Raw genomic sequence first — 18792 nt, 5'->3', positions numbered from 1 at the left:
GACAGTCCAAAATTAGATTTTTTGGACTGTCCCTTTTTACTATGATCGTATTTTTGAAAATACATATATGAGAAGTTCAATCGCGAAAATAACTAAAACAGATAGTCCGAATAAAGGCATGACAGCGCCTAGTATAACCATCATGATAAAGAAAACGAATGTGCTTTTCTTATCTCTTTGCTTAGGAGGTGCTGCTAATTTTCCTTTCGGCCTTCTTGCTAACCACATTTTTACTCCGTAATAAATAAGAAGTAATAAAGATAACGTCGTTAGTAAGCATAATATTTTATTTGGCCATCCGAATAAATGTCCTTCGTGAAGCGGGATACCGTAAGTGAACCATTGTGCAAATAATCCATAATCACGATAGTCCGTTTTCGAAATGAGTTCTCCGCTATATTGATCAAAGTAAGCTGTTATTTCTTCATTTGGTGCCACATCCATACCCGTAATACCGGAACCGCTTGATTTCGAAACAGTGAATACACCTTTCGGATCAGTCGGTAGTGAGATAACGTATGGCTTCTTTATTTCAATTCCTTTTTGTAATTCATCAACTGAAATTGCTTTTGGTTCATTTGAGTTTGATTCCGGAGGAGCTTCTTTTCTTGTTGCCCAGGGTAATTCTTTTACCTTTGATTCAGGTGGTGCCATATACAATTTCGGATATCCGATTGATTCATTCGACGCTGCGATTTTATAAATTTGGTTACCCATAAATCCTGACCAAGGTAAACCTGATGCAACTAAAAGAACGAGAGGAATTGTAAATATAATACCGATAATAGAATGACGTCGTTTTGCCTTTTCTCGCTTATTGGATGCTGGTGTGTTTTTGAATTGGCGTATACTCATATACAACCCGGTTACAATTAAAAAGATTGTCCAGCACGCTGCAAGTTCTACAATATAATTGACGACAGTGCCACCGACTAAAAGGGAACTATGTAATTCCCGCATTATATTGGCAAATGTTTCAGTTGCATTTTGATCCCCAACAATTTGATTATTGCTATCTAAATACACAAATTTTTGCTTTCCTGTATATTCATTAGCAATGGTAAGTCTCGTATTATAATCCCCATTAAACTCACTAATTTTCGCCACACTATAATGTGGATATTTTTTCTCTGTTAAGAAAAGCGAATCAGCCATCGAAATAGATTCTGTTTGGGCGCTCTTCCCAAAATATAAATCTTTATAGATGAAATCTTCAACTTCTTCCCGAAATAAATACCCAATTCCGCTCAGTGACAAAGTAATAAGAAGCGGCGTAATAAAAAGCCCGGCATAAAAATGCCAACGCCAAAAAATGTAATGAAGCGAACGATTTTGTTTCATACTTCAGTTCCCCTAACCTTCCCTATATGAATAAACTACTTATTTAATATAGCGAGATTAAGTGTGATTACTTTGAAAGAATTGTGAAAAAAGTTAAAAGTTTTGGTTGTTTTTATCAAACATAAAACACATTTTAAAAAGGATGTGTTCTATGTTTATGAAGACTTTTTTATATTTGATGCATAGATCCTAACAACTGCTTTCGCAAGACATTGAGCGGAATCAACAAAGTCCTCACTAACCACCACATTCAAATCGGTACATGCGATAATAGCGGTATCTACTTCGTCTTTTAACTGTAAAACGAGCAGACTCCATAATTTACGAGCTTCCTCAATTTCTCCGCCTTTAATACAAGTAATAATTTGATTAATCATTTCTTGCCATTGTTCATTATGAATGTACTCTATATTACGTTTTGTAATCCCGTCTTGGTAAATACCTGCTTGAACAGTTGCTTCTGTTGCAAGAAGAGCGACTCTTTTTGTATTTTCAGGAATTGCTTTTAACGTCTCATCGACTATATTCAAAATAGGAATGGTAATAGAACGTTGTAATTCCTCGAAATAAAGATGCGCTGTATTACATGGCATTGCGATGAAATCTACACCAGTACTTTCAAGTTTTTGCGCTCCTTCAATAATCGCTTTTTTCATCGCCGCATGATCAATAGGGCGATCCATATAAAACGGTGTTGGGCACGAATAAATCATCATATGAGGAAAGTCTATATCATGCTTTGCTCCATATATTGTTTGGCACTCTGCTACAACTGTATCGACGAATGGTCCGGTTGATTTTGGACCCATTCCTGCTAGTATTCCAATCATTGTTTAGTCCCCTTTAATATGTAATCAAAAACGTTTTCTGCGAACGAGAAAAAGAAATAAAGTAAGTAATAAAAATGAATATACGATAGCCCAAGCTGTAAGCCATAGAGTATGAGTAAGTATATTATATTTGTATTGTCCAAGCATTATAAAGCTTTTGACAGGTGGTAAAAACCATAGTAACTCTTTTTTTAACCGGATTGAGGCAATCGTCATAAGTAATATAAATGTAAGACTAAGCCAAGCGGTGCTTGCTTTTTGAATAATATTTCTAGTAAATAATGTTGCGATTGAAATTCCTAGTATAGATAAAGACATGTGAGCGAGAAATCCGACTAGAAATAAAGAAGCTGTCATTTTTTCATTAAACATTTGCAAAATAATTGGATAGATTACGGATATAAAAGATAAAACAGTACAAATAAGAAGAGCCGTAACATATTTACCAACGTATAATGCCGAAATATTATTTGTATGTGAAATAGTGATTTGTTCTTGTACAGGATCTTCAGTATGAAAAATTGTGACTGTAATCCAGGCAGATAATAAATAAAGTGCGAGTGCTGTTTCTAAGTATGTCGGTACAATGGGAGTTGGTTTATATGTATATACAAAAAGTAAGCTTATGCAGTACATCGCAATAGGAGGAATGTACTTATACGACTTTGTGTAGTCGAGAAAATGGTAACGAATAAGCGCAAACATAATAAACCTTCTTTCGATTTAAAAATTAGGCTGTAGCAGTGTGATAGATGCTTTTTTATGTAATAAAAACTGAAGCATTTCGTTTGTATATTCCTTTTCGATTTGTAATTGAATGAGGTTTTGATTTGAATTGTGTGTAACTTGTATAAATCCTGATTGCTTTTGTAGTTCTATAGATGAAAATGTTTCGTGAACAATTGCCTCAATATAGACCTGTTCTGTTGATTTTTGCACAGAGGTATCTTCCGCAATTGTATGATTTGCTAATGTCACAATTCTATCGGCGAAGTTTTCTAGTAGTTGTTTTTCGTGACATGTGAAGAGTATAGATATGCCTTGTTGTTTTAATGAGAGTAAAATATGCTCTAATTCTTGCTGAGAGTTAGGATCGAGCCCAGAAAGAGGTTCATCTAGAATTAATAAATGGACGTCCGTAAGTAATGCTTGCATAATGCCTGTTTTTTGTTTCATACCTTTTGAAAAGTTTCGTACAACGTAATGCTTTGCATGATGTAGATGAAAAGATTCAAGGAGCATCGGAATTTTATTTCTTAAATATTTTGTTGATAAACCGTGAATGTGGCCGAGATGATATAAATAATCCTCTAATGTAAAACGAATTCCTTCAGGAAAATGTTCAGGGACATAACCGATTTGTATATGTTCTTTTCTTTGAAGTGTCCCTGCCGTAGGTGGAATAAAGCCTGCAATTATTTTGAGTAAAGTACTTTTTCCAGTCCCGTTCCCACCAATAATAGCGAGTGCTTCTCCTTCTGGAATGGATAAATCGATGTTGTCTAGTATAAGTGATTTGCCATACTTCTTTTGAATTCCCCTTAGTTCTACTAGCAAAGTTCTATCCTTCTTTCTTCAAATATTGTATACATCCATTATATAGGAGAATAAGAAAAAGACGTGCAATGAATGCACGTCTTTTTTTGTTATGTTTTGTCGAATGATCGATATATTTGAAAAATCGTTGATATAATTATCCCGCTATTTGCCGGACAGTAAACCTCACTGATTAAAGTTTCACTTTATCGCTTCTCAATCGCCACAATAAATGGTGGGTTATTTTGCTGGTTAATGAAGCCGTATCGCAAAACGTGAGCTTCTTTTTGATCTAGTTCTTCTGCAAATGTGAGAACAGCGTCGCGTTCTACTTGTCCTTCTGGGTGTCCGTGATAAATGACAAGGACGATGATACCTTCGGGTGCCATTACGTCTAATAGTTGTTCGATCGCTGAGATTGTTGAGTTCGGTTTTGTGACGATATGCTTGTCACCGCCTGGAAGGTAACCTAAGTTGAAAATTGCGCCTGTTACTTTTCCTTTTGCATCTTCTGGTAATACGGATAAGAGTGTATCGTGACTACCATGAACTAAAACAGTACGTTCGAAAAGTTCTTTTTCTTTCAGGCGGATAGTAGAACTTTCGATTGCTTCTTTTTGAATATCAAATCCAAATACTTTGCCGTTATCTCCAATGATTTCAGCTAGGAAGCAAGTGTCATGTCCATTGCCAAGCGTTGCATCTACTGCGTAATCGCCTTCTTTAACAGCCGTTTGCAGCAGCGAGCGAGCAAACGGTAATACACGTTCTAATTTCATTTTTGTTTCTCCTCATTTGCATATTTTCCTTGCCAGCTTCCGCGGCGTACAAATTCTGCATCGATGGAATTTAATACTTCCCATTTATTTAAGCTCCACATTGGACCGATCATTAAATCAGGTGGACCGTCACCTGTGATGCGGTGCACAATTACGTCTTCTGGAATAATTTCAAGTTGATCAACAACAAGACTTACGTAATCTTCAAGAGAAAGGAATTCTAATTGACCTTTTTCATATTGCTTTACCATTGGCGTACCTTTTAATAAATGAAGTAAATGAATTTTAATTCCTTGTACGTCAAGCTTTGCTACTTCACGAGTTGTTTCCATCATCATGTCGTAATCTTCAAGGGGAAGACCGTTAATAATATGAGAGCAAACTCTAATGCCGTGTTTGCGTAATTTATTTACGCCTTCCACATAAGATGGATAATCGTGAGCACGGTTAATAAGATTTGCAGTACGTTCATGAACAGTTTGTAGTCCGAGTTCAACCCAAAGGTACGTACGTTTATTTAAGTCCGCTAAATATTCAACGACATCGTCTGGTAAACAATCTGGACGAGTTGCGATAGAAAGACCGACAACGTCTTTTTCTGCTAGAAGCGGTTCGAATTTTTCTTTTAACACTTCAAGTGGTGCATGTGTATTTGTGTACGCCTGAAAATAAGCGATACATTTTCCGTCTTTCCACTTTGAGCGCATTTTTTCTTTCATTTCATGATACTGCGTTATAACATCATCGCGGCGATCACCAGCGAAGTCACCAGATCCAGCAGCACTACAAAACGTGCAACCACCGTAAGCAACTGTACCGTCACGGTTCGGGCAATCGAAGCCAGCATCTAATGAAACTTTAAAGATTTTTTCACCAAATTCATTTCGTAAGTGGTAATTCCATGTATGATAACGTTTATTGTCGTTTGTATATGGAAAAGGGTTTTGAACCTTCATTACTTTCCCTCCTAAGACGAGTCAAAATAAAGTGAAACTTTAATCAGTGGGGGATGTTCCCCCCACTGATTATTAGCTGAACGAATCGGGCGTTTACGGGCAGTTGAGCTCCCACCTACCTTTTTTTGTTTCATCCAAATTTTGAGGTAGAGGTCTTACTGCCCGTTAATGCGGGATGAAACAAAATCCATTATAACATACTCATAAGGTTCATATGGAAGGGACACACTAAAGGGGAATTGAAGCAAGGAGGGACAATTATGGCAGAGCGTCAATCACTTGAAGAGTATATTACACAGGCAGAACAAGCGGTGGAATATGCGAAAGAACAATTAGACCAAGGCATGAGACAAGAGCATTACAATACGATGGAGTATTCGGATGCTCAGTTACAATTAGAACAAGCATATAACGACTTACAAACTATGCAGCAACATGCGAATGATGAGCAGCGTGAGCAGTTAAATAGAGCACGTATGGCAATTCGCCAATTGCAACATCAAATGATTATTACACCGCACTAAGAAGGAGTGAATGTAATGGCGAAACGTTCAGATCAAAATAATCCAGAGCAAAAAACGCAAAATGGACATAACGCTGAGTTTTCAAATGAGCTTGATCCGGTTGTGCAAGTGAAACAGCGTAATAGTAAAAAAGGACAACCGCAAAGATCAAAACAATCAGAGTAAACCAGGTCGCAATATGACCTGGTTTTATTTTGCTATATGACAATAATGTAAGATTCCTGTAAGGTTTGTCGATAGTTGTAAGCTTATTTTTCCAGTAGAGTAAGGGAGGATTTAATTTAGGACAAGGAGTTGCATTATGGGGAACAATATTACAAACAAACGAATTGATGAGTTAGATTACATTCGTGGCTTCGCATTACTGGGGATTATTTTAGTAAATATTTTGGCGTTACTTAATATTAAAGTTCCAGACCCTAATACAGTGGATGCAAGTTATCAAAGATTTCTATACTTATTTGTAGAAGGTCGTTTCTTCTCAATCTTTTCATTCTTATTTGGAGTAGGATTCTATATCTTCATTACAAGAGCAATTGCGAAAGGGAAGAATGGATATGTTCTATTTCTACGCCGCTTAGTTGCACTATTTATTTTTGGTTTAATTCATCAAATGTTTCAGCCCGGAGAAGCACTAGCGTTATACGCAATTTGTGGATTAGTCACTTTACCATTTTATAAAGTGAAGAAGCAAATAAATTTAGTAATCGGTCTTATTCTTACGATAGTTTTTAGTATTATGGCGGCTAAGGAACTATTGCCTGTAGGTTTAATTTTATTAGGTCTTGCTGCAGGACAGTACAAAGTATTTGAAAATCTTTCAGCGAAAATAAAGCAAGTCGCTATTTTTACAGGAGTTATGTTTGTTTTAAGTGTGATAGCTTTATGGTATCAATATGGGCACGTTCCTGCTAATCCATTTGTAAATATGATACTTATGACTGAGGATGGAACAATGGATGCTGCAGGTCAGTTTTTAAAAATTGGTGTTACAGTTGGACCAATTATTTCAGCTTTCTATGTAGGAGCATTAATTTTATTACTTCAGTTAAAACCAGTTCAAGCATTATTAGCGCCACTGAAATACTATGGTCGTATGGCTTTAACAAATTATATTGGACAAACTGCAATGATTTTAATTGCAGGCAGTGTATTTAATTTTGCAGGAAACTTAACGTACATGCAGACGCTATATGTGTGTATCGCAATTTATGCAATTCAAATTATTTTCAGTGTGATTTGGATGAAAATCTTTAAAATGGGTCCATTAGAATGGATTTGGCGTGTTATTACGTATTGGACGGTAACGCCTTTAAAGAAATAAGAGTAGGAAATAGGTTGTTCCACATGGGAAGCAGCCTATTTTTATTGTCATCTTTTGTCGGTAAGTCGATATATTTGAAAAATCGCTGATAAAATTGCATTTACTAATGAAAAAACTAAGCTTACATGCTCAGTTTTTTTTCTTACAAAAGTGTAAGGTAATTGTAATGTTAATAAATAGCAGTTCACCTCCAAAAGGCGCAAAATAGGTAATGGAAAAACAAGCGTAGGAGGATATATATGACGAAACCAGTTGTAGACGTGAAAAACGTTCAAAAAGTGTACGGTAAAAAAGGTGAGAACCAATCACACGCGTTAAAAGGTGTATCATTCTCAATTCAAGAGGGTGAATTTGTTGGTATTATGGGACCATCTGGTTCTGGTAAAACGACATTATTAAATGTAATTTCAACGCTTGATAAAGCAACGGGTGGCGTTGTTGAAATTGCGGGTACGGACATTACGAAAATGAAGCAAGGTGAGCTTTCTGATTTCCGTTCGCAAAAGTTAGGATTCATTTTCCAAGACTTCAACTTATTAGAGAACTTATCTATTTATGAGAACATTGCACTTCCACTTTCACTTCAAGGTGTTTCATCACGTAATATTGGACCGAAAGTAGAGAAAGTAGCGGCTATGTTAGGGATTACAGAAATTCTTCAAAAGTATCCAACTGAAGTATCCGGTGGACAGAAACAACGTTCAGCAGCAGCGCGTGCACTAGTGCATGAGCCGGCAATTATTTTAGGAGACGAGCCAACAGGAGCTCTTGATTCGAAAAATGCAGCAAGTTTACTTGATGCGATGACAAACTTAAATGAAGAACAAGGCGTATCTATTATGATGGTTACGCATGATCCATATAGTGCAAGTTACTGTCAGCGTATTTTATTCATTCAAGATGGTGAGCTATATAAAGAAATTCACCGCGGTGGTACGCGTGAAGAATTTTATAAAGAAATTTTAGATGTGCTTGCGGACTTAGGCACACAAAAAGCGTAAGAAGGGAGGTCTAGGGCATGTTATTTAAACTTTCCATGTCAGGGCTAAAGAGTAAGCTGAAAGATTATATTGTCTTACTTGTTGGTCTTGTCATGTCGATTTCAATTTTTTATATGTTCCAAACGTTAGCGCTGAATAAAGCGTTTATCGAATCCAATTCTGTTATTAAGTCTATTGGGTTCGTATTCCAAGCAGGTTCATTTTTATTAGCAATTATAACGTTCTTCTACATTTTATATGCAAACTCTTTCTTATTATCTCTTCGTCAAAAAGAGTTTGGTATGTACATGATGTTAGGTGCAAAAAAGCATAAAGTTACATTACTTATGTTTATTGAAACGATTGTATTAGGTGCTGCGTCTCTTGCGATTGGACTTACAGTTGGTGTAGGACTTGCAGAAGGTATCGGACAGTTATTAATGAAACAATTAGAATTTGCTGGTGAAGGCTATAAGGCATTTTATCTACCATCTATGACTGTTACTTGCATTTTCTTCTTTGCATTATTTGTATTATCAGCAATTATGAACAGTATTAAGTTATCACGTATTTCAGTACTGCAACTTGTACATGCAGATGCACAAACAGAGCGTGTTGCAGTAAAAGGTAAAATGACAGGTGTCGTTGCAATCCTTGCTGTTATTTTATTAGGAATTGGCTATGCATCAATGATTTACATGGAAAAATTAAGAGAAATGGGAATCCTTATTGCATTAATTACAACAACAACGGGTACTTACATGCTATTTGGATCACTTCTCCCAGTTATCATTAGAAAGTTAAAGAGTAATAAAAAACGTAGTGAAAAAGGACTTAACGCTTTTACGTTTGCACAATTAAATTTCCGTATAAATAGCTTAACGAAAGTACTTGCAACGGTAGCGATGTTAGTTGCTCTTGGAGCAGGTGCAATTTCAGGTGGTATGGCGTTTAAAAATAACGTTATAAAAATGGTTGATGGTTTAGTAATATATGATTCAGTTATTCATAACCCAACAGCTGAAGAAAAGAAAATTTTAGATGGTATTACATTTAAAGAAAAAAACGAATATCGTTACAAAGTTGATAATAAATACGTTTATTATGTAAAAGAAGATTTAGAGAAAAACCCTCCTTTCGTACAAGATACAAAACAGATGGAAAGTATGAAGGATTTAGGAAAAACAAAGAAAGTTTCAGAGGAACTGCCAGTAGGTGCAGTTTCTAGAGAAATGAATGAAAAAGATGCGAGTGCTAAAGAACTTCCAGAAGAATGGAACGAGGCTTTCAGAACAATTCAGCCATTTTATCTATATGAAGATCATGCAATTAAAATTGTAGATCAGAAAATGTACGATACTGTAAATGGTAAAGAAGGAATCGTAGTTACTGGAAAAACAGACGATTTTGTAGCATACACAAAAGAATGGAAAAAACTTGACGAGTTGCAGCTAGTTAAATATAAAAATGTAAAAGCTGAAAGATTAGATAGTAAATATCAATCTTACAATGGATTCTACGGCATTGCGAGTGGAACAGTATTTATGGGATTCTTCCTTGGAATTGCGTTCTTAGCAATGATGGCAAGTTGTTTAATGTTTAAAATTCTTTCTGGTGCATCAAAAGATATTACGCGTTATCAAATGCTTCGCAAAATCGGTGTGCGCCGTGAGTTATTAACGAAATCGATTTATAAAGAGTTATTCTTAGTATTCTTATTCCCGGCAATTGTGGGTATTGCTCACGTATTAGTTGGTATGAATATTTTCGGATTTATTTTAATGGATCCTTACTTCCGTATTTGGGTACCAATCGTAATTTTCGTAGTTATTTATGCGATTTATTACTTCATTACAGTTCAATTGTATAAAGGAATTGTTCTTCCGAAAGAAGATTAATGAAAAACCGAGCGAAACTGCTCGGTTTTTTATATTTTCAGAAAAAACACTTTAATGTTACTGAAATATATAATATAATGTAAATAAGTAACATAATATGAAAGTATCAGCAACCGAAAAATGAAAGGAGGAATCCGATCTGTAGAAAGAAGCTGAACTTGTACTCCCCCTATTTTTTCTACCCACACCGTATTTGTACAATCATAAATTTCCAAATGAAAAATTGTCGTAAGAGTATATTGTGAAAATAATGGATAATACATGGAAATCTCATAGCATGATAAGGTAAAATGGACAGGATAATGAGAAAATTACCGTTCATAAGATGAGGAGATACATGTATGGAAGTTGTAGAGGCATTAAAAGATATAAGCCAAATTGAGGCTATGAAAAAGTATTTAAAAGAGCACTCGCAGCGAGATTATCTTTTATTTGTTATTGGAATTAACACTGGATTAAAGATCACTGAGCTACTTAGTATGAAATTTGAAGAGGTATTAAATGAAGATAAGACTGTTAAAGAGTTTTATTCTCTTCCTGTGAAAGATGAAAAATTTAAACAAGATATTTATTTAAATACAAAAGTAAAAGAAGCCCTTTTAGCGTACGTACAATCTATTGATGCTCAAAGAGAAAACTACGTATTTCAATCTAATAAAACGACAAATTCAATCTCGCGCCAACAAGCGTATCGTGTTATCCATAGCGCAGCTGAAGCGGTTGGGATACTTGGTAAGATTGGAACGAATTCAATGCGAAAAACATTTGGATTTCATGCGTACAAAAGAGGAATAGCGATTGCGCTATTGCAAAAGCATTTTCATCACGCAACTCCATCAGAAACGTTAAAGTATTTAGGGATATCAAAAGATGAGAAGTTTAAAACAGAGATTGATGTAGATTTGTAAAAGGAAAGAGCCGTAACTAAAAAATTAGGAGGCGGGAATATGAATATTAGAGAGAGTGAACTACCGGGCATTGGATGTAAATTCGAAGTGATAACAAAAGGTAATGAAAAAATGGTTATTGTTATTCATGATGATGGAAGAAGGGAAATGTACCATTTTGATGCGGATCATGATGAGAGTATTTCAAGCATTTCTCTTCGTGATTCTGAAGCGAGACAAATTGCGGCTATATTAGGCGGAATGGTATATAGGCCGCAAGCGCTAGACACAATTGAGATGGCTTTTGAAGGATTATCAATTGAATGGTTTAAGGTGGAGAATAATGCACCAGTAGTACAACAAACAATTGGTAGCTTACATGTCAGAAAAACATATAACGTAACGATTATTGCTATTTTGAAAAAGAATATGAAGAAATTCTTTAATCCAGGTCCAGACTCTATTATTGAAGCTGGCGATATGCTCGTATTGTCGGGTGAAAGACATGAAGTGAAAAGAATTATTAATGAATTGCTTTCAGCAGGAGGTGATTCCTAATCGATGGATACTTTAATCTTTGAAGTTGGAACTGCGTTAGTATTAGTAGCTTTTGCAGCTATCCTCGCTGCAAAGTTAAAGTTCTCGATTATTCCGTTTCTCATTATACTCGGTATGTTAGTGGGGCCTCATGCCCCAGATTTAGGACTTATCGATTTAAGGTTTATTGAAAGCGGAGAAGTTATTTCCTTCCTCGGCCGTGTTGGCGTCATATTCCTCTTATTCTATTTAGGTTTAGAATTCTCAATAAAAAAATTAATTAAATCAGGAAAGTCGATTGCTTTTGGGGGTAGTGTTCATATATCGCTTAATTTCATATTAGGTTTACTTTATGGATATGTTATGGGCTTCCCCTTATTAGAAACGTTAATTATTGCTGGAATTATTACAATCTCATCGAGTGCAATTGTTGCAAAAGTAATTGTTGATTTAAGAAGATCTGGTAATAAAGAGACTGAATTAATATTAGGAATCATTATGTTTGATGATATCTTTTTAGCTGTATATTTATCAGTCGTTTCAGGGTTAGTACTCGGTGGTGCAACATCATTTGTAGGTGCTCTTACATCGGTGTTAATCGCGGTAGGGTATATGCTCCTATTCTTTGTAATCGCTAGAAAAGCTACGCCGTTTCTAAATAAAGTATTAGATATTTCGTCAAACGAAATTTTTATTATCGTAATATTCGCTATTTTATTCTTTGTAGCAGGATTTTCAGAAACAATTCATGTTGCGGAAGCGATTGGGGCTTTATTGTTAGGACTCGTCTTTTCAGAAACAGAGCATAGTGACCGGATCGAGCATCTCGTCGTCCCGTTTCGTGATTTCTTTGGAGCTATATTTTTCTTCAGCTTCGGTTTAAGTATAGATCCGTTTTCGCTTGGAGGAGCAGTATGGTTGGCATTAGGAGCAGTTTTCATTACTCTCATCGGTAATTTTACAGCTGGAATGATTGCAGGGCGTAAAGCCGGGTTATCGCATAAGGCTTCTACGAATATCGGTTTAACACTTATATCACGTGGGGAATTCTCCATTATTGTCGCGAATCTTGGAATAGCGGGTGGCTTAATGGCGACGATTAAACCATTCTCAGCTTTATATGTTTTAATATTGGCGTCGTTAGGGCCATTATTAACGAAGGAGTCTGGGAGAATATACTCTCTACTAGACAAAATATTTAAATGGAGTGCTAAAGAAAGTGCAAAACGTAAAAAGGAAGTTGGATAACCTTTCGCGAGGGAACGATTCCATTATTTGTAGATTAATATTGTACAAAGACGATTAGAATACATTCTAATCGTCTTTGTACTATTATCTGAATTTCATCAACTATTAATCAGTTGCCTTCCTATTTAAAAACGACTACAATTTTACTGTTATATATATGAACGAAAAAAAGAGAATAGGAGGGGAGACTATGCCAAGGAAAGTATGGCTATTAGTAGCTGGGATGATTATTAATGTCACGGGTGCTTCTTTTTTATGGCCTTTTAATACAATTTACTTACATGATAGTTTAGGGAAATCTTTATCAGTAGCCGGAATGGTATTAATGATCAACTCGCTTACTGGTGTAATCGGAAACTTGCTCGGCGGTGTTTTATTTGATAAATGGGGCGGTTATAAATCAATTTTAGTAGGGATTGTCATTACACTTGTATCGATTTTAGGTCTTGTATTTTTCCATGGTTGGCCATTATATGTTGTGTGGCTAGCATTAATCGGATTCGGTTCTGGAATGGTGTTTCCATCGATGTATGCGATGGTCGGTACGGTTTGGCCAGAAGGCGGGAGACGAGCGTTCAATGCAATGTATGTTGGACAAAACGTTGGGATTGCGATTGGAACAGCGTGCGGTGGATTAGTTGCGTCTTATCGTTTTGATTATATTTTCTTAGCGAACTTTATTTTATATTTTATTTTCTTCTTAATTGCGTTTATTGGATTTCGTGGTATGGAAGCAAAAAAAGAGCAAGAGGTACAAAAAGAAGCCGAAACGAAAAAAGGTTGGTCACTTACACCTGGCTTCAAAGCGCTTCTAATCGTATGTGTAGCATATGCTTTATGCTGGGTTACATACGTACAGTGGCAAGGGGCAATTGCGACTCATATGCGAGAATTAGATATTAGCCTCCGCCATTATAGTTTATTATGGACGATAAACGGAGCGATGATTGTTTGTGCGCAGCCACTTGTTAGTATGTTAATTCGCTGGATGAAGCGTTCTTTAAAACAACAAATTATGATTGGAATTATCATTTTTGCGGCGTCGTTTATTGTTTTAAGTCAAGCGCAGCAATTTACGATGTTTCTCGTTGCGATGGTGACATTAACAATTGGTGAATTATTCGTATGGCCGGCAGTTCCGACCATCGCAAATATACTTGCACCGAAAGATAAGCTAGGATTTTATCAAGGTGTTGTAAATAGCGCAGCGACTGTAGGGAAAATGTTCGGACCGGTCGTTGGCGGAGCGATTGTTGACTTATACAATATGGAAGTATTGTTTATTGCGATCATGGTAATGCTTGTAGTAGCGCTTATAGCAACGAGTATTTATGATAGACGAGTAAAAGTAGAAGAAACAGTTGAAGAAAAAATTGCAGTTTAGTTTGACGGAACATGCAACATGTTTTAGAATATATTTAAATAAATAGTAATAAAATATCCTTTGGAACAAGGGAGTTAGCTCGGCTGTCCTAAGACGAATTCGTTAGTTAGCAAGAGTAACGATTAACCGAGAAGCCCCCCGCTTCAAGTAAGCTCTTAAGAGATACTAAGTGGTGGGTAGTTCACATTAACTCATATTTGTAATAACAGTGAGAAGGAGTAGTAGTAATAGAAGCTGGTTTAGAGAGTTGACGGTCGGTGCAAGTCAATCCACGTTTCGTTATGAACTCGCCTTTGAGTTGCAGTTGTGAAATCATTAGTAGCAATTGCCGTTAATCCACGTTACGGATCTAAGCGAATGTATTTATTACATTAATTTAGGGTGGTACCGCGGGAATCTATAACCTCTCGTCCCTTTCTAGGGATGAGAGGTTTTTTGTATTTTGGGCGGTGAAAATAAATAGAATTTCAAGGAGGGTATCTCATGAGCTTTAATCATCAAGAAATTGAGAAGAAGTGGCAAGGGCATTGGGAAGAGAATAAAACATTCCGTACGCCAGATGAAACAGAAAAACCAAAATTTTATGCACTAGATATGTTCCCATATCCATCAGGTGCAGGCTTGCACGTAGGTCATCCAGAAGGTTATACAGCGACAGATATTTTATCTCGTATGAAGCGTATGCAAGGATATAACGTTCTTCATCCAATGGGATGGGATGCATTCGGTCTTCCAGCAGAGCAATATGCACTTGATACTGGGAACAGCCCGGCTGAATTTACAGAGCTTAATATTAATACGTTCCGTAATCAAATTAAAGCATTAGGCTTCTCTTACGATTGGGATCGTGAAGTAAATACAACAGATCCAACCTACTACAAGTGGACACAATGGATCTTCCTAAAACTATTTGAAAAAGGTTTAGCTTACGTTGATGAAGTACCTGTAAACTGGTGCCCTGCACTTGGTACAGTACTTGCAAACGAAGAAATCATTGACGGTAAGAGTGAGCGCGGTGGACATCCAGTTGAGCGTCGTCCGATGAGACAGTGGATGTTAAAAATTACAGCTTACGGAGATCGTCTATTAGAAGATCTAGATGAGCTTAATTGGCCAGAAAGCTTAAAAGACATGCAACGTAACTGGATCGGTCGTTCTGAAGGTGCAGAAGTACACTTCAACATCGACGGTACAGATGAGAAGTTCACAGTTTTCACAACGCGTCCTGATACACTATTTGGTGCAACATACTGTGTACTTGCTCCGGAACATGCACTTGTTGCAGAAATTACAACACCAGAACAAAAAGAAGCTGTAGAAGCTTACATTAATTCTGTAAAAATGAAGAGTGATTTAGAGCGTACAGAACTTGCGAAAGAGAAAACTGGTGTATTCACTGGTGCTTACGCAGTTAACCCAGTAAACGGTGAGAAATTACCAATCTGGATCGCTGATTATGTACTTGCAACTTACGGAACAGGTGCTGTAATGGCAGTTCCAGCTCACGATGAGCGTGACTATGAATTCGCATCAACGTTCAATCTTCCAATGAAGGAAGTTGTAAAAGGCGGAGACATTTCGAAAGAAGCATATACAGGTGATGGTGCGCACGTAAACTCAGCATTCCTTGATGGTTTAAATAAAGAAGAAGCAATTGTAAAAATGATTGAGTGGCTTGAAGTAACAAGCGCAGGAAATCAAAAAGTAACGTACCGTCTACGTGACTGGTTATTTAGTCGCCAACGTTACTGGGGTGAGCCAATTCCAGTAATCCACTGGGAAGATGGTACAATGACAGCTGTGAAAGAAGAAGAATTACCATTAGTTCTTCCGAAAACAGAGAATATTCGTCCTTCAGGTACAGGTGAATCACCACTTGCAAACATTGAAGAGTGGGTCAATGTTGTCGATCCTGAAACTGGTAAAAAAGGTCGTCGTGAAACAAATACAATGCCGCAATGGGCTGGTAGCTGCTGGTACTACCTACGCTACATCGATCCAAACAACAGCGAAGCACTTGTAGACCCTGAAAAAGTAAAACAATGGCTTCCGGTTGATATTTATATCGGCGGAGCAGAGCACGCAGTACTTCACTTACTATATGCTCGTTTCTGGCATAAAGTATTATATGATATCGGTGTAGTTCCAACGAAAGAACCGTTCCAACAATTATTCAACCAAGGTATGATCTTAGGTGAAAACAACGAGAAAATGAGTAAATCAAAAGGTAACGTTGTAAATCCTGATGATATCGTAGCAAGCCATGGTGCAGATACACTTCGTCTATACGAAATGTTCATGGGACCATTAGATGCTTCAATCGCTTGGTCTGAAAATGGTCTTGACGGAGCTCGTCGCTTCCTAGACCGCGTATGGCGCCTATTCATTCAAGAGAACGGTGAATTAAGTGAGAAAATTACTGATGCACCAAACAAAGATCTTGAAAAAGCTTACCACCAAACAGTGAAGAAAGTAACAGAAGACTATGCAGAGCTTCGCTTCAACACAGCGATTTCTCAAATGATGGTATTCATCAACGATGCATACAAAGCTGAAACACTTCCGAAAGAATATGTAGAAGGTTTCGTAAAAATGATTGCACCAGTTGCACCTCACATCGGGGAAGAACTATGGAGCAAACTTGGATACAGTGAAACAATCACATATGCAAGCTGGCCAACATTTGATGAGTCTAAACTTGTAGAAGATGAAGTTGAAATCGTTGTTCAAATTATGGGCAAAGTTCGCACAAAACTAACAATGAGTAAAGACGCATCAAAAGAAGAAATGGAACAACTTGCACTTGAGGCAATCAAAGAACAAATTGAAGGGAAAACAGTTCGTAAAGTAATTGTTGTTCCTGGAAAACTTGTTAACGTTGTTGCAAACTAATTAATTATTAATAAAAGCTCAGAGCGTTTATGCTCTGAGCTTTTTTGCGTGAAAAATAAGCTCAGGATCACCTTCATCTAAGTTTTCGATCATTCCACTACGCATAAATCCATTTGCTTTAAAGACTTTTTGCATATTTGTATTCGATTTATTCGCTGAAGAAAATATTTTTTGAGTAGGAGAATGTCTTAACATATATGAGATTAATGAGCTTGCATGACCTTGTCTTCTTTTCGTTGGCGAAACAATGATTAATGAGAGGAAAGTATAACCAAAGAAATTTGTATCGTATGTTAGAAAACCAGAAATGGAATTGTCCTCTTTTGCAATGATGCAGGTTCCTTCATCAATAGCGTGTTTAATATAATCTCGTCTACTATCGTCTCCGATTACATCAACATCTATATGTAAGATTGAATCTAAATCGTCGATGGAAGCTTTTGCTACGTTCTCCAACGAAAACGCCTCCTTTGAAAAAATAATCAGTTAATTTAGTTTATCATGAATGAAGAACGAAGAAAAAGGCGCGGAATTCCCATATAGACAAACACCTATTCTTCTATAGAAAATATGATAAAAAAGGTAGGTTAAATTGAACAGAAGAGGTGAAAGGAATGAAAGGGATGGACAATAATGCACCACATGGCTTCTTCGGAGGTGGATCGGATAGTTATGGACAAATGATGTTCATGGGAGGAGATGGTCAACACGGATATGGCGGAATTCCAAGTTGGATGGGAGGAGCAGCTGGAGGATTTCCGACGTCAGTGGCGGGTGTACAAACAGGATTCCCAACATCAGTAGCTGGAGTGCAAACAGGATTTCCGGCACTAGTAGGAGGTACACAAGGAGGAGTGCCTGTAGGTATGCCAACTACATTTCCATCTTTCGTTGGAGGCGTACAAACAGGATTCCCTGTACCAGGCGTTGGTGTTGTAGCTGGTGGAATCGGCGGCTTCCCTCAAGGTGTTCACGGTCATCATGTGCATCATGAGCATCACGGTCATCACGGTCAGCATGTACATCACGGTCATCACGGTCAGCATGTACATCATGAGCATCACGGCCATCACGGTCAGCATGTACATCATGAGCATCACGGTCATCATCAACAACAAGTACATCATCATGGTCATCATCAAATTCATCCGCAGGCTGTCCTTTATCAAACTCATCATCATGGTCACCAAGGCCAGCATCAACACCATGGTCATCATGGTCATCATGGTCACCAAGGCCAGCATCAACACCACGGTCATCATGGGCATCATCAACACCACGGCCACCATCAACAACAAGTACATCACCAAGGTCATCATCAAATTCACCCGCAGGCTGTCCTTTATCAAACTCATCAAGGTCAACACCATCACCAAGGCCAACACCAACACCATCACCAAGGCCAACATCATCACCAAGGTCAACATCATCACCAAGGTCAACACCATCACCAAGGTCAACACCATCACCAAGGCCAACAGCATCATCAAGGCCAACAGCATCATCAAGGTCAACAGCATCATCAAGGTCAACAACAGCATCAGGGTCAACAACAATACCAACAGTATCAGCAGCAACAACAGCCTTGGGGAGGTGGAATTGGAGCAGGGACGGCAGCAGGAGCAGCAGCTGGTACTGCAGGAGCAGCAGGACACGCGGGACACGTGGGTCATTAA

18 protein-coding genes and 1 other annotated feature are annotated in these 18792 nt (G+C 37.4%); of the genes, 11 read left to right on the top strand and 7 right to left on the bottom strand.

Going from position 1 to position 18792, the window contains the following annotated elements; all coding sequences use genetic code 11:
• Window positions 1-39: 39 nt before the first annotated feature.
• The 6 genes from MR155_RS16570 to mnmL all read right to left on the bottom strand — a co-directional run bounded on the left by MR155_RS16570 (window position 40) and on the right by mnmL (window position 5442).
• Window positions 40-1341 carry a PepSY-associated TM helix domain-containing protein gene (locus MR155_RS16570; protein ID WP_219301170.1) on the bottom strand — a complete coding sequence of 434 codons (1302 nt, stop codon included), beginning with the start codon at window positions 1339-1341 and terminating at the stop codon, window positions 40-42.
• Between the two features lie 155 nt (window positions 1342-1496).
• Window positions 1497-2171, bottom strand: coding sequence for an aspartate/glutamate racemase family protein (locus MR155_RS16565; RefSeq protein WP_219301171.1), 675 nt, complete (start codon window positions 2169-2171; stop codon window positions 1497-1499).
• Window positions 2172-2195: 24 nt separating this feature from the next.
• Window positions 2196-2876, bottom strand: coding sequence for a hypothetical protein (locus MR155_RS16560; RefSeq protein WP_002138725.1), 681 nt, complete (start codon window positions 2874-2876; stop codon window positions 2196-2198).
• Window positions 2877-2894: 18 nt separating this feature from the next.
• Complete coding sequence (locus tag MR155_RS16555) at window positions 2895-3728, bottom strand: ABC transporter ATP-binding protein (protein WP_002015688.1); 834 nt, start codon at window positions 3726-3728, stop codon at window positions 2895-2897.
• A 185-nt stretch (window positions 3729-3913) separates the two neighbouring features.
• Window positions 3914-4486: a tRNA 5-(aminomethyl)-2-thiouridylate-methyltransferase MnmM gene (mnmM, locus tag MR155_RS16550; protein ID WP_242310574.1), complete on the bottom strand. Its 573-nt coding sequence runs from the start codon at window positions 4484-4486 to the stop codon at window positions 3914-3916.
• Complete coding sequence (mnmL, locus tag MR155_RS16545; RefSeq protein WP_002034421.1) at window positions 4483-5442, bottom strand: tRNA modification radical SAM protein MnmL/YtqA; 960 nt, start codon at window positions 5440-5442, stop codon at window positions 4483-4485. Before mnmL ends, mnmM begins: the two co-directional genes overlap by 4 nt.
• Window positions 5443-5702: 260 nt before the next feature.
• Between mnmL and MR155_RS16540 the strand changes: the two genes are divergently transcribed.
• The 10 genes from MR155_RS16540 to leuS all read left to right on the top strand — a co-directional run bounded on the left by MR155_RS16540 (window position 5703) and on the right by leuS (window position 17116).
• On the top strand, window positions 5703-5966 hold the full coding sequence (locus tag MR155_RS16540; protein ID WP_002089099.1) for a YtzC family protein: 264 nt from the start codon (window positions 5703-5705) through the stop codon (window positions 5964-5966).
• 15 nt (window positions 5967-5981) lie between these two features.
• Entirely contained in the window at window positions 5982-6131 is a 150-nt protein-coding gene (locus MR155_RS16535; protein WP_001129345.1) for a hypothetical protein, read from the top strand.
• A 136-nt stretch (window positions 6132-6267) separates the two neighbouring features.
• Complete coding sequence (locus MR155_RS16530; protein ID WP_242310572.1) at window positions 6268-7290, top strand: DUF418 domain-containing protein; 1023 nt, start codon at window positions 6268-6270, stop codon at window positions 7288-7290.
• A 239-nt stretch (window positions 7291-7529) separates the two neighbouring features.
• Window positions 7530-8291, top strand: coding sequence for an ABC transporter ATP-binding protein (locus tag MR155_RS16525; protein WP_219301174.1), 762 nt, complete (start codon window positions 7530-7532; stop codon window positions 8289-8291).
• 17 nt (window positions 8292-8308) lie between these two features.
• Window positions 8309-10168, top strand: coding sequence for an FtsX-like permease family protein (locus MR155_RS16520; protein ID WP_215576605.1), 1860 nt, complete (start codon window positions 8309-8311; stop codon window positions 10166-10168).
• Between the two features lie 341 nt (window positions 10169-10509).
• Window positions 10510-11076: a tyrosine-type recombinase/integrase gene (locus tag MR155_RS16515; protein WP_088040279.1), complete on the top strand. Its 567-nt coding sequence runs from the start codon at window positions 10510-10512 to the stop codon at window positions 11074-11076.
• Between the two features lie 39 nt (window positions 11077-11115).
• Complete coding sequence (locus tag MR155_RS16510) at window positions 11116-11613, top strand: cation:proton antiporter regulatory subunit (RefSeq protein WP_001026048.1); 498 nt, start codon at window positions 11116-11118, stop codon at window positions 11611-11613.
• A gap of 3 nt (window positions 11614-11616) precedes the next feature.
• Window positions 11617-12840, top strand: coding sequence for a cation:proton antiporter (locus MR155_RS16505; protein WP_002167528.1), 1224 nt, complete (start codon window positions 11617-11619; stop codon window positions 12838-12840).
• 190 nt (window positions 12841-13030) lie between these two features.
• A complete protein-coding gene (locus tag MR155_RS16500; RefSeq protein ID WP_098636412.1) occupies window positions 13031-14224 on the top strand; it encodes an MDR family MFS transporter in 1194 nt (397 codons plus the stop codon).
• Between the two features lie 199 nt (window positions 14225-14423).
• Window positions 14424-14642 (top strand) — a binding site (T-box leader).
• Between the two features lie 65 nt (window positions 14643-14707).
• Window positions 14708-17116 carry a leucine--tRNA ligase gene (gene leuS / locus MR155_RS16495; RefSeq protein WP_219301207.1) on the top strand — a complete coding sequence of 803 codons (2409 nt, stop codon included), beginning with the start codon at window positions 14708-14710 and terminating at the stop codon, window positions 17114-17116.
• 27 nt (window positions 17117-17143) lie between these two features.
• Here leuS and MR155_RS16490 read toward each other — a convergent pair whose 3' ends face one another.
• Window positions 17144-17572: a GNAT family N-acetyltransferase gene (locus MR155_RS16490; RefSeq protein WP_242310570.1), complete on the bottom strand. Its 429-nt coding sequence runs from the start codon at window positions 17570-17572 to the stop codon at window positions 17144-17146.
• Window positions 17573-17730: 158 nt separating this feature from the next.
• Here MR155_RS16490 and MR155_RS16485 point away from each other — a divergent pair, with 158 nt between their 5' ends.
• Window positions 17731-18792, top strand: a complete 1062-nt coding sequence (locus MR155_RS16485) for a VrrB protein (RefSeq protein WP_242310568.1) — start codon at window positions 17731-17733, stop codon at window positions 18790-18792.

The sequence above is a fragment of the Bacillus cereus group sp. BfR-BA-01331 genome (assembly GCF_022663915.1).
Classification (GTDB): domain Bacteria; phylum Bacillota; class Bacilli; order Bacillales; family Bacillaceae_G; genus Bacillus_A; species Bacillus_A mycoides.
The sequence above is the reverse complement of the archived record's forward strand: the minus strand, read 5'-3'. Positions and strand labels throughout refer to the sequence as shown.

Bases quoted from the DNA above. Each gene is read 5' to 3' on its own strand.
- MR155_RS16565 (WP_219301171.1), bottom strand. From the start codon at position 2,171: ATGATTGGAATACTAGCAGGAATGGGTCCAAAATCAACCGGACCATTC.
- MR155_RS16530 (WP_242310572.1), top strand. From the start codon at position 6,268: ATGGGGAACAATATTACAAACAAACGAATTGATGAGTTAGATTACATT.
- MR155_RS16535 (WP_001129345.1), top strand. From the start codon at position 5,982: ATGGCGAAACGTTCAGATCAAAATAATCCAGAGCAAAAAACGCAAAAT.
- MR155_RS16520 (WP_215576605.1), top strand. From the start codon at position 8,309: ATGTTATTTAAACTTTCCATGTCAGGGCTAAAGAGTAAGCTGAAAGAT.
- MR155_RS16485 (WP_242310568.1), top strand. From the start codon at position 17,731: ATGAAAGGGATGGACAATAATGCACCACATGGCTTCTTCGGAGGTGGA.
- MR155_RS16515 (WP_088040279.1), top strand. From the start codon at position 10,510: ATGGAAGTTGTAGAGGCATTAAAAGATATAAGCCAAATTGAGGCTATG.
- MR155_RS16500 (WP_098636412.1), top strand. From the start codon at position 13,031: ATGCCAAGGAAAGTATGGCTATTAGTAGCTGGGATGATTATTAATGTC.
- MR155_RS16560 (WP_002138725.1), bottom strand. From the start codon at position 2,876: ATGTTTGCGCTTATTCGTTACCATTTTCTCGACTACACAAAGTCGTAT.
- MR155_RS16540 (WP_002089099.1), top strand. From the start codon at position 5,703: ATGGCAGAGCGTCAATCACTTGAAGAGTATATTACACAGGCAGAACAA.
- MR155_RS16510 (WP_001026048.1), top strand. From the start codon at position 11,116: ATGAATATTAGAGAGAGTGAACTACCGGGCATTGGATGTAAATTCGAA.
- MR155_RS16505 (WP_002167528.1), top strand. From the start codon at position 11,617: ATGGATACTTTAATCTTTGAAGTTGGAACTGCGTTAGTATTAGTAGCT.
- mnmL (WP_002034421.1), bottom strand. From the start codon at position 5,442: ATGAAGGTTCAAAACCCTTTTCCATATACAAACGACAATAAACGTTAT.
- mnmM (WP_242310574.1), bottom strand. From the start codon at position 4,486: ATGAAATTAGAACGTGTATTACCGTTTGCTCGCTCGCTGCTGCAAACG.
- MR155_RS16525 (WP_219301174.1), top strand. From the start codon at position 7,530: ATGACGAAACCAGTTGTAGACGTGAAAAACGTTCAAAAAGTGTACGGT.
- MR155_RS16570 (WP_219301170.1), bottom strand. From the start codon at position 1,341: ATGAAACAAAATCGTTCGCTTCATTACATTTTTTGGCGTTGGCATTTT.
- leuS (WP_219301207.1), top strand. From the start codon at position 14,708: ATGAGCTTTAATCATCAAGAAATTGAGAAGAAGTGGCAAGGGCATTGG.